The 15,464-nt window shown below is 63.3% G+C and carries 15 protein-coding genes and 1 pseudogene; 8 read left to right on the plus strand and 8 right to left on the minus strand.

What is annotated here, in order from left to right:
* Positions 1 to 18: 18 nt before the first annotated feature.
* Positions 19 to 816, plus strand: a complete 798-nt coding sequence (locus tag BN2154_RS00510) for a histidinol-phosphatase HisJ family protein (RefSeq protein ID WP_050616930.1) — start codon at positions 19 to 21, stop codon at positions 814 to 816.
* Positions 817 to 847: 31 nt separating this feature from the next.
* Positions 848 to 1,282: a ribose 5-phosphate isomerase B gene (gene rpiB, locus BN2154_RS00515; RefSeq protein ID WP_050616931.1), complete on the plus strand. Its 435-nt coding sequence runs from the start codon at positions 848 to 850 to the stop codon at positions 1,280 to 1,282.
* A gap of 46 nt (positions 1,283 to 1,328) precedes the next feature.
* Here rpiB and BN2154_RS00520 read toward each other — a convergent pair whose 3' ends face one another.
* The 3 genes from BN2154_RS00520 to BN2154_RS00530 all read right to left on the minus strand — a co-directional run bounded on the left by BN2154_RS00520 (position 1,329) and on the right by BN2154_RS00530 (position 4,235).
* Positions 1,329 to 2,162: a C39 family peptidase gene (locus BN2154_RS00520; protein WP_050616932.1), complete on the minus strand. Its 834-nt coding sequence runs from the start codon at positions 2,160 to 2,162 to the stop codon at positions 1,329 to 1,331.
* 184 nt (positions 2,163 to 2,346) lie between these two features.
* Complete coding sequence (locus BN2154_RS00525; protein ID WP_050616933.1) at positions 2,347 to 2,949, minus strand: cytidylate kinase-like family protein; 603 nt, start codon at positions 2,947 to 2,949, stop codon at positions 2,347 to 2,349.
* A 137-nt stretch (positions 2,950 to 3,086) separates the two neighbouring features.
* Positions 3,087 to 4,235 carry a 5-bromo-4-chloroindolyl phosphate hydrolysis family protein gene (locus BN2154_RS00530; protein WP_050616934.1) on the minus strand — a complete coding sequence of 383 codons (1,149 nt, stop codon included), beginning with the start codon at positions 4,233 to 4,235 and terminating at the stop codon, positions 3,087 to 3,089.
* Positions 4,236 to 4,446: 211 nt separating this feature from the next.
* On the opposite strand from BN2154_RS00530, the gene BN2154_RS00535 reads away from it, so the two are divergent.
* Positions 4,447 to 6,330, plus strand: coding sequence for a VanW family protein (locus BN2154_RS00535; protein ID WP_050616935.1), 1,884 nt, complete (start codon positions 4,447 to 4,449; stop codon positions 6,328 to 6,330).
* A complete protein-coding gene (locus tag BN2154_RS00540) occupies positions 6,327 to 7,283 on the plus strand; it encodes a DUF975 family protein (RefSeq protein WP_050616936.1) in 957 nt (318 codons plus the stop codon). Before BN2154_RS00535 ends, BN2154_RS00540 begins: the two co-directional genes overlap by 4 nt.
* Before the next feature lie 51 nt (positions 7,284 to 7,334).
* Here the strand turns inward: BN2154_RS00540 and BN2154_RS00545 are convergent, their stop codons facing one another.
* Entirely contained in the window at positions 7,335 to 7,799 is a 465-nt protein-coding gene (locus tag BN2154_RS00545; protein ID WP_050616937.1) for a hypothetical protein, read from the minus strand.
* Positions 7,800 to 7,908: 109 nt separating this feature from the next.
* Here BN2154_RS00545 and BN2154_RS00550 point away from each other — a divergent pair, with 109 nt between their 5' ends.
* Positions 7,909 to 8,583: a DUF2461 domain-containing protein gene (locus BN2154_RS00550; RefSeq protein WP_050616938.1), complete on the plus strand. Its 675-nt coding sequence runs from the start codon at positions 7,909 to 7,911 to the stop codon at positions 8,581 to 8,583.
* A 97-nt stretch (positions 8,584 to 8,680) separates the two neighbouring features.
* Positions 8,681 to 9,475 carry a polysaccharide deacetylase family protein gene (locus BN2154_RS00555; protein WP_050616939.1) on the plus strand — a complete coding sequence of 265 codons (795 nt, stop codon included), beginning with the start codon at positions 8,681 to 8,683 and terminating at the stop codon, positions 9,473 to 9,475.
* A gap of 33 nt (positions 9,476 to 9,508) precedes the next feature.
* Here BN2154_RS00555 and BN2154_RS00560 read toward each other — a convergent pair whose 3' ends face one another.
* Entirely contained in the window at positions 9,509 to 10,447 is a 939-nt protein-coding gene (locus tag BN2154_RS00560) for a CPBP family intramembrane glutamic endopeptidase (RefSeq protein ID WP_050616940.1), read from the minus strand.
* A 200-nt stretch (positions 10,448 to 10,647) separates the two neighbouring features.
* Here BN2154_RS00560 and BN2154_RS00565 point away from each other — a divergent pair, with 200 nt between their 5' ends.
* The gene (locus BN2154_RS00565; RefSeq protein WP_050616941.1) at positions 10,648 to 12,960 is read left to right on the plus strand and encodes a vitamin B12-dependent ribonucleotide reductase; all 2,313 of its coding nucleotides are present in this window, start codon (positions 10,648 to 10,650) and stop codon (positions 12,958 to 12,960) included.
* Between the two features lie 99 nt (positions 12,961 to 13,059).
* On the opposite strand, the gene BN2154_RS00570 is transcribed toward BN2154_RS00565, so the two are convergent.
* Positions 13,060 to 13,215: a rubredoxin gene (locus BN2154_RS00570; RefSeq protein ID WP_050616942.1), complete on the minus strand. Its 156-nt coding sequence runs from the start codon at positions 13,213 to 13,215 to the stop codon at positions 13,060 to 13,062.
* A 21-nt stretch (positions 13,216 to 13,236) separates the two neighbouring features.
* Positions 13,237 to 13,410: pseudogene (locus tag BN2154_RS00575) on the minus strand (NADH peroxidase); the annotation flags it as partial.
* A gap of 165 nt (positions 13,411 to 13,575) precedes the next feature.
* Here BN2154_RS00575 and BN2154_RS00580 point away from each other — a divergent pair.
* A complete protein-coding gene (locus tag BN2154_RS00580) occupies positions 13,576 to 14,118 on the plus strand; it encodes a hypothetical protein (RefSeq protein WP_050616944.1) in 543 nt (180 codons plus the stop codon).
* A 675-nt stretch (positions 14,119 to 14,793) separates the two neighbouring features.
* On the opposite strand, the gene BN2154_RS00585 is transcribed toward BN2154_RS00580, so the two are convergent.
* Positions 14,794 to 15,228 (minus strand): helix-turn-helix domain-containing protein, encoded by a 435-nt coding sequence (locus BN2154_RS00585; protein WP_050616945.1) that lies wholly within the window; start codon positions 15,226 to 15,228, stop codon positions 14,794 to 14,796.
* Positions 15,229 to 15,464 lie beyond the last annotated feature (236 nt).

Below are 15,464 nucleotides of genomic sequence, written 5' to 3' on the forward strand. Positions count from 1 at the left end.
TTCATCCGGAGGCATCCTATGAGCTACTTCATCGACTACCACACCCACTCCCAGCTCTCCCCCGACAGTAGTGTCCCGCTGGAGCAGCAGGCCGAGGCCGCCGTCCGCTCGGGCCTCAGCGAGCTTTGCATTACCGACCACTACGACACCGTGGGGCTCCACGGCGGCCCTATGGACCCCTATGACTGGGCCCCGGCAGTGGAGCAGTTTCAGCGGGTCCGGGCGCAGTTTCAGGGCCGCCTGACCCTTCGGCTGGGCCTGGAGTTCGGCAGCGGCCACCTGGACGGCAGCGCCCTGGCCGCCGCCCCGCCGGAGCTGGACTTCGTCATCGGCTCGGTCCACAACCGCAGTCTGGCCGCCGGGGGAGACGATTTCTACTACGGAGACTACCACTCCCCCGGGGCCTGTTATCAGGCTCTGGACGACTACGTCTCCTCCCTGGAGCGGCTGGCCTCCGCCGGCGCCTACGACGTGCTGGGGCACATCATCTACCCGCTGCGCTATATGGCCCGCGGCTGCCCCGAGGTCTCCATGGACCGCTATGCCGACCGCATCCGGGTGGCGCTGGCCATTGCCATCGCCTCGGGCCGGGGCATGGAGCTCAACACCTACAATGGCTGCACTCTGGCTGAGTGGCGACCCTGGCTGGCCCTCTACCGGGAGCTGGGCGGCGAGATTCTCACGGTGGGCAGCGACGCCCACGTGCCGGAGAACGTGGGCCAGGGCGTCCCCGAAGCCTATGACCTCATCCGCGCCGCCGGTTTCCGGTACATCGCGGTCTACGAGGGGCGAAAGCCCCGCTTCGTCAAACTGTAGCATCCACTTAATTCAATCTGGAGGTATCACTATGATCGCATTGGGTTCCGACCACGGCGGATACGCCCTGAAGCAGCACATCATCGAATACCTGGACGCTCACGGCCTGGACTACCGGGATTTCGGCTGCCACTCCACAGAGAGCTGCGACTATCCCGTCTTTGCCAAGGCTGCGGCGGAGGCGGTGGCCTCCGGCGAGTGTGAGCGTGGCATCGTCATCTGCACCACCGGCATCGGCATTTCCATCGCCGCCAACAAGGTTCACGGCGTGCGCTGCGCCCTGTGTACCGACCCGCTCATGGCGGAGATGACCCGCCGCCACAACGACGCCAACATGCTGGCCCTGGGGGCGGGCATCGTGGGCCCCAATCTGGCGGAGGCCATCGTGGAGACCTTCCTCACCACCGAGTTCGAGGGCGGCCGCCACGCCCGGCGGGTGGGCCTCATCACTGCAATGGAGCAATAACCCAGCGGGGCCCGGACAGCTTGGCTGTCCGGGCCCCGTTTTCTCTTCACTCCGCCGGTTTGGCGGCGATATACAGCATGTCGTTTCCGCCCTCCTCCTCGGGGAAAGAATCGTACATGCTGAAGTTATACAGGAACCGCTCGGCGGGATAGACGCCGTAGCCGTCCTGGTTGTGGTCGGTGGTGTCATAGGGGTCGGCCACCAGGAACACGTCGTCCTGCTGGGTCTCGGTCCCCATGGTATCGTAACCGACGATGACCTGCCAATGTCCGCCCCAGTCATTCCAGCACACCATGACCGGGGTCCCCTCCGCCAGCCACGCCTGGATATCCTCCATCCAGATGTCCGGCTGCTCCAGCGTGGTGGTATAGGTAAAGCCGCCCACGCCGTCAAAGATATCCAAGGCCTGCTTCAGTGTGGTGCCCGGATAGCCCTCCAACTCGGTACCGTCCAGAGAGTGGCGCAGCGCCGCCAGAGTCTCCTCGTTCCAGTCGTCCAGCCTGTCATACCAGTCCAGCACCATCAGCGCCGAGGTCACGCCGCAGGCCCACTCGCTGGTCTGCTGCATGGTGCGGAAATGGGTCAGGACCGTGAGGGTGTCGGTGGACTCCAGATGGTAGACGTCCGGATGTGCAAAGTAGGGGGAGTCCGCATGGTCTCCCGCCCGCTCCACCGAGTCCGCTCCGTCGTCGGGAGACAGGTCGATGGCATAAGGGATCTTCATCTCGTCGGTGAAATTCTCGGTGCTCTTCTTCGGGTTCGCATCCGCAAGGGATGGTTCTGCCGCCCCGGGCGTCGCTGCCCCTCCTGTGGTGGCGCAGCCGGCCAGCATGGCCAGCAGCGCGGCAGTGGCAACCGCCAGAGTGACTGTTTTTTTCATTTCTCGATCTCCTTTTGTACCGATTCCCGGCCTTTCGCCGGGTAATGTCATTATAAAAGCCCGCGTCCCCCTGCGCAATGCATGTTTCTGCATGTTTTCCATCCGCCGGACGGGCGCTGCATGGACAAATATACCAAAAAAGCGGGCCGCCAATTTTCTGGCGGCCCGCCGGGAGTCTCAGCGTTCATTCCAACTGGTTCAGATAATCCAAAATCGTCGCCACCGCTCCGTCCACGCCCAGGCGGTCGGTGTTGATCACCAGGTCGTAATAGGAGCCGTCACCCCAGCGCCAACTGGTGTTGACCCCATAGTAGGCGGCGCGCTGCCGGTCCACTCGTTCCACCTCCCGCTGGGCGCCCCGCTCGGCCAAACCATACTGGGCCACCGCCCGCTCGGTTCGCTTGGCCAAGGAGCCGCAGATGAAAAAATGGACCGCCTCCGGGTCCTGCCGCAGCACAAAGTTGCCGCACCGCCCTACAAAGACCGCCGGGCCGCGCTCGGCTAGCTCGGCCATGGCCTCCGACTGGGCGCGGAAGAGCTTGACGCTGTACGGTTCCTCCTGAATGTCGCTGTGGGGGGCAATCATGGACAGGTTGTAAATGAAATTGGTGTCCCGCAGATTTTCCGCCATCTGGAATTCCCAGAGCTGCGCGCCGCTCTCCTTGGCGGCCAGAGAGATGACCTCGTTGTCATAACAGGGGAGCCCCAGTGCCTCGGAGAGCTTTTTGGCCACCTCGTGGCCGCCGCTGCCATACTGCCGGCTGATGGTGATCGTCCTGGCTTTCATGGTTCCGGCCTCCTTCCGTCGGTCCGCATTCCTCCTGTTCCTTCTGCCTCTATCCTAACATAAAAAGAGGGAAACGGCAAGCGTTCTGCACAAGATACGCCGCCATTTCCCCTTGTTTTCTGGTGTTTCTGCCCATTTTAGGTGCCACCCATGGTCATACCCTGTTCGCCCAGGCCATCCTTCTCCAGCATCCGCTCCAGGACCTCCACATCCGTGCGGATGTCCATGGCGTCGTCCTGAAACAGCTTGTCGAGCTGTTTTTCAAAGCCGTCCACCACTTTGTCCATCATGCCCTCAATGCGCGCCTTGGCGGACTTGATGTTCTCTCCCTCAATGCCCTGGGCCTCCATCTGGGCGTAGGCCCGGAGAATCTTCAGCGTGGTGGGCAGATAGTAGCCCAAAAAGCTGCGAAGCTGCCCCTCTTTGTCCGGCTTCTCCCGCAGATAGGCAAAGATTTTGCCGGTAATCTCTCCGATGCGGTCGATTTTCCGGCTCATCACCTCGTCGGCGATGGCATCGTTGACCTCCCGGATCTCCATCAGCACGGCGTCCTCCCGCTCCATGCCGGCGGGGGGCTTTTCCGCCTGTTTTTCCGGTGCGGGCGCCGGCGGCTCCTCCCGCAGGCCCTCGTCGTTGAGCACCAGCCGCCCACCGCCCACGTCCAGGTAGCCGGTGGGGATGACGCCCTCGTCCAGCATATCCTGGAGATCATCGCACACCTTCCGTACCGAAAGGCCCATGGCCTGGGCCATAGAGGCCACCGAGATGGATTCCCTCCGGCCGATGAGGGCCAGATATTTGCGGAAGCGCCTGGCCTTTTTGCCCTTGGCCACGCCCATGTAGAGCATAATAAGGCCCACCCCGGCGATGCCCAGAGGGATAAAAATGTCGGACAGGCTGGTCCAGAACCACCCGTAGGAGAGGGCGTCCAGCAGCTCGCTAAGGCCGCCGAAGCCGAACACGCCGGCCACGACGGCCCCGGCGATGGTCAGGCCCCGGCCCTCCCGGCCCCGGGCGAAGCGGGCGCCGGTTTTGGGCTTGGCGGATTTTTTCTTTCCGGCCGCGGGTGCAGTCCCGCCCAGACCCTGGGCCGCACCCTGCTCCCGCTGGATGTCATAGGGGTGGCGGCTGGCGCGGGAGCGCGGGCTCCCCGCCAGGCCCATCAGCTTCAGCACCAGCATGACCACCCCCACCGGCGGGAAGCAGAAGAGCATAATCAGCGTGGGAATCCAGGAGGCAAAATCGCCGCCCCGGTCTCCATTGTAATTGTGGTTGTAATCAGCCATGAACGGGCCTCCATATTGCCGGGTCCCCAGGGCGGGTCCGGCGTTTCGGTAGTCTTTATCATACAACGGATTTGGGGGGATGTAAAGTGGCCGCGCCGCATTTTACCGGGGTGTTACCGTTCTGTAATTGCTTTTTCTCCGGCTGCATCATATAATATACTCTGATTTGCTGTGGGCGGCGCCCGCAGCGACGATTTGGAGGATATATGCTATGGAAGAACATAAACCGGGCAAGCGGCTGGCTTCGGGCAGCGGCAAGGGTGCGGGCCGGACGCTGGCCCTGCTTCTGGCCGCCGCGGCGGTCGTCCTGGCGCTGGCCTATGTGGGGCTGTGCGCCTGGGTGGGAGCCAGCAGCACGATCCTGCCCCGGGTCTCCGCCGCCGGGGTGGGCCTGGGCGGCCTGACCCAGGCGCAGGCCACAGAGCGCCTGAATACCGGCGTGGCCGAACGCTATGCCGATGCGTCCGTAAACCTTACTTACAGCGGCCAGACCGCCGTCTTTACCGGCGCGCTGGTGGAGGCCGACGCCGAGGGGGTGGCCCAGTCCGCCTGGAACTACGGCCGCACCGGCGGCTTCCTCACCCGGGGCGGATACCTGCTTTCCACCCTCATCACCGGCCACGAGGTGGAGGCCCCCCTGCGCTACTCCGAGACGGGCCGCGCCCAGGTGGACCAGATGCTGGAGGACATCTCCCAAGCCGTGGGCGGTGATCTGGAGGAGACCACCTGGGAGATCCAGGGGGACCATCTGGTCTTCCATATGGGCTCTCCGGGCACCGGCGTGGACCAGGCGGCCCTGCGCCAGACCGTCCTGGTCCGCCTGGCCGCCCTGGACAGCTCGCCCTATGAGGTGGAGCCCATCACCACCGAGCCCTCCTTCCCCGACCTGGAGGCCATCCACCGGGCGCTCTACGCCGAGGTGGCCGACGCCTCCCTGGACCCCACGACCTTTGAGATCACCCCCAGCGTCACCGGCATGACCTTCGACATCGCCCAGGCCCGGCAGCTCCTGGAGGGAGCTGCCTGGGGCAGCGACTGCGCCGTGCCGCTGGAAATCACCGAGCCCAAGATCTCCACGGAAAACCTCCGGGAGCTGCTCTTCCGGGACGTTCTGGGCGAGGCCACCAGCAAGGTCGCCGGCTCGGCCAACCGGAAATCCAACGTGGCCCTGGCCGCCTCCACCTTCAACGAGCGCATCCTGCTGCCCGGCGACGTTTTCTCCTACAACGACACCACCGGCAGCCGCACTGCCGAGAAGGGCTATCTGATGGCCCCGGTCTATAAGGGCGGCAAGTCGGTGGACGAGGTGGGCGGCGGCATCTGCCAGCCCTCCTCCACCCTCTACCTGGCCGCGCTCAACTCCAACCTGAAGATCGTGGAGCGCCACCAGCACCAGTTCGCCGTGGGCTATGTCCCCGACGGCCTGGACGCCACCGTCTACTACGGCAGCCTGGACTTCCGCTTTGAAAACGACACCGACTACCCCGTCAAGCTGGTCGCCAAGAGCTACAAGAGCAGCGGCTCCACCTACCTGACCGTCACCATCTACGGCACCAAGACCGACGACCTCCATGTGAAGATGACCAACAAGGTCTACAACTGGGTGGAGTACGAGACCGTCTATCAGGTGGACGCCGCCGTCCCAGCCGGCACGGTCAAGGAGGGGCAGAACGGCTATAAGGGCCGCAATGCCGACACCTACCGCAACCTCTACGACGCCGAGGGCAATCTGGTCAGCTCCACCCTGGAGTCCACCAACAAGTACAAGGTCCGGGAGCGCATCCTGCTGGTCAACCCCGCCGACGCCGCCCAATATGGTCTGAACGCCGACGGCACGCCCCTGGCCCCCGGCGCAGCGTCCTCCACACCGGCCATCAACCCCTCCCCCACCGGCAGCCAGCCCCCCGCCAGCGAATCCCCGGCGGTGAGCGAATCCCCCGCCTTGAGTCCCGACCCGTCCGCCTCTCCGTCGCCGGAGGCGCCCTCCTCCGAGCCCTCCCAGGAGCCGGAGACGAGCCCCGCCCCAGACATCGGCATCCCCATCTATACGCCCTCCGCCTCGGAGGAGAACGCGGAAGGGGGGAGCGAGGCATGAGCGGTCCCACCCTCACCCGCCGGGAGCTCAAGGCCCAGGCCAAACAGACGCTGGCCCGCTGGGCCAGGCCCTGCATGCTGGCCTCCGCCGCCCTGCTGCTGTTCACCCTTCTCCTGGAGGTGGTGCAGGCCGTCACCCCGGGCACCAGCCTGTCCTATTTCCTCTCCGCCGCCGTGGAGGACTACCCCTTCCAGACCGGCGTATGGCGGCTGGACGCCGGGGCCGCCGCCCGTCTGATGACCACCGTGGGCCTGCCCGCCGCATTCGGCGGTGCGGGCGCCCTTCTGGGCGCTCTGCGGCTGGACGCCGCCGGGCTGGTCTACCTGCTGCTGATCCCCTTCCGGCAGATCCCCATGGCCCTGCTCATCCAGTTGGCGGTCTTGCTGCTGTCCACCCCCATCCTCTACGGGGCCCTCCAGCAGTATTGGCACATCCTCCGGGGGGAGCCTCTCCCCTTCCGCAGCCTCTTCTCCTGGTATCTCGACCTGCGCCTCACCGGCAGGGCGGTGGCGCTTCAGCTCCTGCTCAGCGTGTGGCGCACCGCCACCTCCCTTGTGTGCATGATCCCCGGCCTGGTCTGCACGATCCTGGGCAGCCAGTCCGGCGCGCCGGACTTTCTGGTGCTGCTGGCCCTACCGCTCACCCTGCTGGGGTCCCTGGCCGGCTACTTCTGCTATGTCCGGCTGCTCCCCGCCCAGTACCTGCTCGCCCGCTCGCCGGAGCTGGGCGTGGGACAGGCCCTGCGCCAGGGCCTGCGGCTGCTGAAGGGCAGCGGCCGGGACTTCTTTCTCCTCCAGCTCTCCTTCCTGGTGTGGCACCTGGTCTCCCTGATGCTCTATCAGGTGCTGGACCTGTATGTGGTGCCCTACCAGCACATGGCCTCCATGCTGTTCCTCACTGCGCTGGACACCGCTCGGGCGGCACCCGGCGGCCCGGACCTGACTCTGCTGTAACCCACAGGCAAGAAGGGAGCTGTCGGCTGACAGCTCCCTTCCTCTCTGCCGTCAGGCGGGGGCGGCCTCGCCGGTCAGGGTCTCGCCTGCAAACAGGTACTGGTAGCGCACCCGAACGGGCTCCCGCTCCCCACCGTCCTCCACCTCCCAGGTGAGGGCGGCCGCGCAGCCCGCGCCCAGGCCGGGCAGGACCACGCCGGCGGCCGGGTCGGCCTCCGGCTCGGGCAGGCCGTTCAGCCGGACGGAGCCGGGCACGGCCCCGCCGCCGGCTACCTCTACCTCGCTCAGGGGCAGCGAGGAGCGGTTGTAGACCGTCACCACCCGGACCGTCCGTTCGGCGGCCTCCCACAGCCGCTCCCGGACAGCCACCTCCACGAAGTGGAGCCGGACCGGCTCCCGGAGGGGGAGCTCCGCCAGCAGGCGGCGATTCCCCTCCACAGCGTCCAGGCGCACTGCCCCGGTGATTCGGCCCTCCAGCGGCCGGGGCGGGTCCAGACAAATGTCGCAAAAGTCCATACTGTATCCCTCCGGCTCATTCTATGCCGCAGCCTGTCGAGCTGTGCCGCTTGCGTTTGCGCCCGGTTGTGGTATACGGTGAAAACCAAACAGAAAAGAGTGACGCGCCATGTTTCAGGGCTTTTCCAACGAGACCATCGACTTTATGTGGGGCATCCGGTTCAACAATGAAAAAAGCTGGTTTGAGCAGCACAAGGAGACTTACCGGGCCCACTTCTACGAGCCCATGAAGGCTCTGGCCGCCCAGGTGTACGAGATCTTTCAGGACCGGCACGGGGACCTGGAGCTGGCGACCCGGGTATCCCGCATCTACCGGGACGCCCGGCGGCTGCGGGGCCGCGGCCCCTATAAGGATCGGCTGTGGTTCTCCATGGAGCGCCCCTCGGAGGCGTGGACCCACGACCCGGTGTTCTGGTTTGAGCTGGCCCCCGAGGGCTACTCCTACGGCATGGGCTACTATGCCGCCAAGCCGGCCACCATGGCCCGGTTCCGCGCCCGGCTGGACCGGGACCCCAAGCCCTTTGAAAAGCTGGCCCGGACCCTGGAGCGCCAGGATGTCTTCACGCTGGAGCACGCGTGCTACAAAAAGCCAAAGGGGGACCTGGGCAAGCTCCTCTCCCCCTGGTACAACAGCAAGAACCTCTCCCTCATCTGCCAGCGGCCCCACGACGAGCGGCTTTTCTCGCCGGACCTGGTCCAAACCCTGGCGGAGGGCTACGACTTTCTGGCCCCCTATTACGCCTATTTCCTTTCGCTGGAGGGTGACCCCGACCCCAGGGCCTGATCGTTTGAATCGCTTTGATTCTAACAAATTTTACATGAGGAAAAATGCCGCCCGCCGTACATCCTATTCGGGAACGAACAGGAAAGGCGGGCGCATCATGTTCAGACGCAAATCATATCCCGACTGGGCGGCGGTCCTGGCCGCCTTCGGGCTCCTGCTGGGCGCCGCCGCCCCTTGGTTCGCCCTGGTGCTCTCCATACCGCCTCCGGCGGTCCAGGCGGACGCCCAGGTTCTCACCGACGAGGGCGGAGGGCCGCCCTCGTCCCAGGTCCGGTCCGGGGATGGGCAGCCCAAGCTCATCGCCCTTACCTTTGACGACGGGCCCCGGCGCTCCACCACCACCGCTCTGCTAGACGGCCTGGCCGAGCGGGGCGTGAAGGCCACCTTTTTCCTCATCGGGGGGCAGTTGGAGAACAACGAGGATGTGGTCCGCCGCATGGACGAGGAGGGCCACCAGGTGGGCATCCACACCTTTGACCACGTCCGGCTCACCGGCCTGAGCAAGGTCGACTTCGACGCCCAGGTGGACCGAACCCGGCAGCTTTTGAAAAACATCCTGGGGCACAATGACTTCCTGCTGCGCCCCCCCTACGGCATCATGGATGACGGCATCCGCCGCCACGCCGGCTGCCCCATCATCCTCTGGTCCATCGACCCCGAGGACTGGAAGGACCAGAACACCGCCCGCGTGGTGGAGCAGGTGGTGTCCAGCGCCAGGGACGGCGCCATCATCCTCATGCACGACATTTTCCCCGAGAGTGTGGACGCCGCCTTTCAAATCGTGGACCGACTTCACCAGCAGGGGTATCTCTTCGTCACCGTGGAACAGCTCTTCGCCGCCCGCTGTCTGCCCCTGGAGGCGGGTCAGACCTACTCCGACGCCTATCCGTAATCAAAAAGCGTTCGGGCCAAACCCGAACGCTTTTTACATACGCATGGCCAGCAGGACCGCGAAGAGGATCAAAAGGCAGAAAACCGTCATGCCCGGATTCACCAGGAACAGCCCCCACTTCTCCCCGGCCTCCATGCCGGCGGAGCCCGGGGCCAGCCCTTCGTCCCGGTCCCGGTCCCGATAGCGGGCGGACAGGAGATACCAGCCGAACACCAGTGAAAAGAGGATAAAATAGGACAGGGCGCTCTCGCCCCGGTCTCCGAAGTGCTCCAGCAGGGGCGACAGGCCCGCCGAGACGAAGTTCACCCCCGCATGAAGGGGGATCGTCCAGCGCACCCCCCCGGTCCGCAGGGCCACATAGCCGAAAAATCCGCCCACCGCAAAGGCGTAGAGCATCTGGAAGAGGTTTCCGTGGACCAGGGCGAACAGCAGTGCCGAGGCCAGAATGGCAAACCCCTCGCCATAGGGCTTGAGCCGGTCCAGCAGGGCCTTTCGGAACAGCAGCTCCTCCGCCAGCGGCGCCAAAACGCAGCCCAGCAGCAGATTGAACCAGACCGGCTGGTCCAGCATGGTCTCCACCGGGTTTGCCATGGGGGTGTCCCGCAGGCCGTCGATGAGCCGGACCAGCCCCATCGTGGCCAGATTGGCCGAATAGATCAGCGCCAGGGCCATGAACCAGCCCTGCAAAAGGCCGCCGGGCGTCCAGGGAGTCTCCTTCTCGGCCCGGACGGCGGGCAGAGCCCGCAGGGTCAGGTAGGCCGCCGGAAAGGCCACCAGATAGCTGCCGGCCGCCGACAGCACCCAGTCGAACCAGGCGGCCTCCAGAAGGCCGGGGGCCAGAGCCGCCGCCAGGCGCAGACCTAACACCTGCACCGCCAGTTGGAGCACCACCAGCAGCGTCATGGCCCAGCCCACCCGGGAAAACACCTGGCGGTCCTCCCAGCGCAGCGTCTGACTCAGGCCTTGAAACATGTCCCCTCTCCTCCCATCCGTTCAGCGGGCTCTATTGTATCATAAAATTTCCGTTCTGTCTCCCCAGCATCTGCGCGAACCGGCCTTTTTATTTTTTACGCCCTCTTTTTCTTTCTATATATTGACACGTTCAAATTCTGTGCTACAATATCTGGTGTTCAACAGAGGATTGATTCATAGTTACAGAGGAGACGAGATAGATGCCCATTTCTGAAAATGCCCGCGCGGTGCTGGAGCGCCGCTACCTGATCCGGGACGAGCACGGCGAGGCCGTGGAGACGGTGGACGAGCTGTTCCACCGGGTGGCCGACGCCGTTGCCGCCGCCGACGTCCGTTTCGATCCCCAGGCCGACGTGGCCGACACCGCCCGGAGCTTTTACCGCATGATGACCGAGCTGGACTTTCTGCCCAATTCCCCTACGCTGATGAACGCCGGCCGGCCTCTGGGGCAACTCTCCGCCTGCTTTGTGTTGCCGGTGGCCGACTCCATGGAGGACATCTTCGACGCCATCAAGAACGCCGCTCTCATCCACAAGTCCGGCGGCGGCACCGGCTTTTCCTTTTCCCGTCTGCGGGCCAAGGGCTCCACGGTGAACTCCACCGGCGGCGTGGCCAGCGGACCCATCTCCTTCATGAAGGTCTTCAACGCCGCCACCGAGGCGGTGAAGCAGGGCGGCACCCGCCGGGGGGCCAATATGGGTATCCTGCGGGTGGACCACCCGGACATCCTGGAGTTCATCACCTGCAAGAACGACACGAAGGAGATCACCAACTTCAACATCTCCGTGGGCCTTACCGAGTCCTTTATGGAGGCGGTGGAGTCGGACAGCTCATACGAGCTGGTGGACCCCGCCTCCCGCCGGGTCACCGGCAGGCTCAACGCCCGGGAGGTTTTTGAGGCCATCGTCCGCTCCGCCTGGCAGACCGGCGAGCCGGGCATCCTCTTCCTGGACCGGCTGAACAAGGACAACCCCTGCCCCGGGCAGGGCGAGATCGAGTCCACCAATCCCTGCGGCGAGCAGCCCCTACTGCCCTACGAGGCGTGCAACCTGGGCTCCATCAACCTGGTCCGCCACCTGCGCAGGACCGGGACGGGCTACGCCCTGGACCGGGCCAAGCTGGAGCAGACCATCCGCACCGCCGTCCATTTTCTGGACAACGTCATCGAGGTCAACCAGTATCCCCTGCCCGAGATCGACGCCATGACCAAAAAGACCCGGAAGATCGGCCTGGGCGTCATGGGCTTTGCGGACATGCTGCTCTATCTGGGCATCCCCTACGACTCTGACGAGGGCGTGGCCATGGCCTCTCAGGTCATGGAGCTGGTGCAGACCATCGGCCACCAGGAGAGCCAGCGGCTGGCCCAGGTCCGCGGCCCCTTCCCCCTGTTTGCCGAGAGCGTCTACCGGGACGGCGCGCCTCTCCGCAACGCCACCGTCACCACCATCGCCCCCACCGGCACCCTGTCCATCATCGCCGGGGTATCCAGCGGCGTGGAGCCGGTCTTTGCCTATGCCTATTACCGCAACGTGATGGACAACACCCACCTCATCGAGACCAACCAGATCCTGAGGGACAAGCTTACTGAGCTGGGCCTCTACTCCGATGAGCTCATGCGCCAGATCATCGAGCACGGCAGCCTGGCCCACGTGGAGGGCATCCCCGAGGCGGTCAAGCGGGTCTTTGTCTGTGCCCACGATGTCTCGCCCATCTGGCATGTAAAGATGCAGGCCGCCTTCCAGCAGTTCACCGACAACGCTGTGAGCAAGACGGTGAACTTCCCCAACTCCGCCACCCAGGAGGAGGTGGCTGAGGTCTACCGTCTGGCCTACGAGCTGGGCTGCAAGGGCACCACCATCTACCGGGACGGCTCCCGGGACGAGCAGGTGCTCAACATCGGGGTGGTCAAGGCCAAGCAGGAGACCGCCCTCCCCGACCATGTGGAAAAGCTGCTGGAGTCGGGCTGCGACTCCACCGCCTGCCTGCTGCGCAGCGGCAGCATCAAGCCCCGCCCCCGGCCCGACGTGACCATGGGCTACACCGAGAAGGTGAAGATCGGCTGCGGCAACCTGTATATCACCGTCAATTACGACGAGCAGGGGGTCTGCGAGGTGTTCACCAACACCGGGCGGGCCGGCGGCTGCCCCTCCCAGTCGGAGGCCACCGCCCGGCTCATGTCGGTGGCCCTCCGGGCCGGCGTGGATTCCGACGAGCTCATCCGGCAGCTCAAGGGCATCCGCTGTCCCTCCACCATCCGGCAGCAGGGCATGGCCGTCACCTCCTGCCCTGACGCCATCGCCAAGGCCATCGAAAAGGTGATGCAGGCCAGCAAAACAAACCAGATTCCCCCCTGTCCTCCCCCCATGGGGTCCGGCCGGAAGGGCCGGCCCGCCCCCGACATGACGCCCGCGGAGTCCAAGCTGGCGAAGTACTGCCCGGAGTGCGGCGCGCAGTTGGAGCACGAGGGCGGCTGTGTCACCTGCCGGAACTGCGGCTACTCCAAGTGCGGCTGACCCCGTGGTCAAAGGCTCCTGGCGTTGCCGGGGGCCTCTGCGCTAAACGAAGAGGGCGGAGCTTTCGCTCCGCCCTCTTATTGCTGTATCCGCCGGGGATCATTCCGCTTCGAACGCGTCCTTGCCCAGACCGCAGACCGGGCACTCCCAATCCTCAGGGACCTCTTCCCAAGGGGTGCCGGGGGCGATGCCGTTGTCCGGATCTCCAACCTCGGGGTCATAGACATAGCCGCAGGGGCAGACATATTTACTCATGGTTTCGCCGTTTCCTTTCTCTTAGCCGAAGTAACGCTTCAGCAGGCCCTCGAACGCCTTGCCGTGGCGGGCCTCGTCGCGGGCCATCTCGTGCACGGTGTCGTGGATGGCGTCCAGGTTGTGCTGCTTGGCCAGCTTAGCCAGGTCAGTCTTGCCCTGGGTAGCGCCGTTCTCGGCGTCCACACGCATCTCCAGGTAGCCAAACGGCTGCGCCGTTCGGCGCCGGACAGCGTGCAACAGCACGAATTGGGCTTCCTTCGGTGTTTTTGGTCATTTCCCCTCTTGCCACAATTGGATATTTTTCATTTGTGACGATTCCGTTTATTGCCACAAAAAATCCACAACACAGGAGGATTTGACATGGCAAAGCAGAATGACGCAGGGGTCTACAAATTGAAAAATGGGAATTGGGGCTATCGCTATGTTGTGATGGTCAATGGCGTCCGCAAGGAGGCCAGGAAAACCAAAGATGAATTTGGTACGCCCTTCAAAACAAAACGGGAAGCAATGAAGGCGCGGCAAGCTGCCATTGACCGGGAACAGAACTCCCGCAAGCCCAAACCCACGGTACGGAAAACCATTCAGGAGGTCTATCAAGAATACTGTGCCACGGGCCGTAGTGATCGGGCCTACAATACCATCCGCAAGCAGGACAGCTTGTGGAAAAACCACCTTTCCGCTCGGTTCGGCAGCCGCTTTGTGGATGAAGTCAGCGCAGCGGAAGTGGTTGACTATCTGACGGAACTTTATTGCGGGCGTGGCCTCTCCTATCGCTATGTGGAGAGCTTCCTAAAGCAGTTCTATTTGCTCTTTGGTCAGGCGTATTCCCGGAACTACCTGGATGTAGATTCCTACAACAAGCTCTGTATCAACAAGGATACTGTAGGGGGACAAGATATTTGAGAAAAGCGGGATAAGGCGGGATGAGACGGGACAGGATGGGAAAAGCCAGTGTTTTCAAGGGATACAGGCGGGACGGAGGCGGGATGAGAGCGGGATTTCTCAACAAAGCTGTCCGGGAAGGGCGTCGGCGGGAGCCGGGGCTCTTTTTTTATGGGCAGCGGCGCGGATCGGCGCGGGGGCGCGGCGGCCGGCCAGAATAGGAAAACCCCCGGAGGCCCTGATATCTCAAGGCTTTCCGGGGGTTTTCACGAATAAAGGAAAGAACAGACAAGGGCGGAACGGCGGGGCCAAACGGGGGTGGGGCCCGAGGGCCGAGCCGGCAGAGCCGCCCAGGCACATTATAGCACAGCGGGGCGGGGAGGGCAAGACGTGCGCGCGTGCGAAAACGCGGGCGGGCGGCGCGAGCGCGCGGGGGCTAAAGCAGAGGCGGCGCAAGGGATTGCGGGTATGCACGGGCGTGCGGAACAGCGTGCGCGGCGCGTGCGAGTTCGGCTGAGGGTGTGTACCTAAGAGATGAAAAGGGCCTGCTCACAATTCTGCAAACAACACGAGAACCAGAAAAATTGCAGAATTGACTGCGGCGCAATGGTTTGCGGCATTGGTGAAGGGCTGAACTTTAGCTAGATGAATTCTGCATATTCGTGATTTATTTTTTAATCAAACAGGCGCAAAAAATCAAGCGATGCCAGAGGTGGATTCATCTTCCCCGGGGTCGCTTATTTTCGTCTTCCCATTGCCGGTATAGGCGGAAAAGGATGAGCCCCTTTTCCTCTCTTGTCGATTATATTTGAACTTGGTAAAAGCAAAAATTTCTTCCTGATCTTCCATTGGGAGACATCGGTACATAGCAATTAAGTCTGATTCAAGCTCTGATAGCGGGATGCCATCACAGGTTAAAGTATGTGTAGTAGCATCTGGGCGCTCCCCGGTGATGAGATAGTCTGTGCTTACATTTAGCCTATGGGCTACTCTTCGGACGCTCTCAATGTTAGGTGTCTGAGTTTCCCATCTTCGAATTGTTGCATTAGCAAGATCGCATTCTCTCTCAAGTTGCTTTACAGTGAGGCCCTGCGCTTTGATGAGCTTCTGAACTCTATCAAATATGTTCATAGTGAATAAGCTCCTTAATTATAGTGAATGGGCTAAATTCTGCTTGACAATTAGTGAATGGACTACTATAATGCTTGTAGATGAAAAAATTAAGCACAGACAGCATATCACACGTGAGGAAAAAAGCAAGGGAAAAAGGGGGCAGCGGTAGAGTAAAAGGGTGCGGCGAGGGCCAACACCTCCTTGAAACCAAGCCGATGAGCTTACTGTTGCAGCAGTTGCTCGTCAGATCGTCA

Source organism: Intestinimonas massiliensis (ex Afouda et al. 2020) (assembly GCF_001244995.1).
In the GTDB taxonomy this organism is placed as follows: domain Bacteria; phylum Bacillota; class Clostridia; order Oscillospirales; family Oscillospiraceae; genus Intestinimonas; species Intestinimonas massiliensis.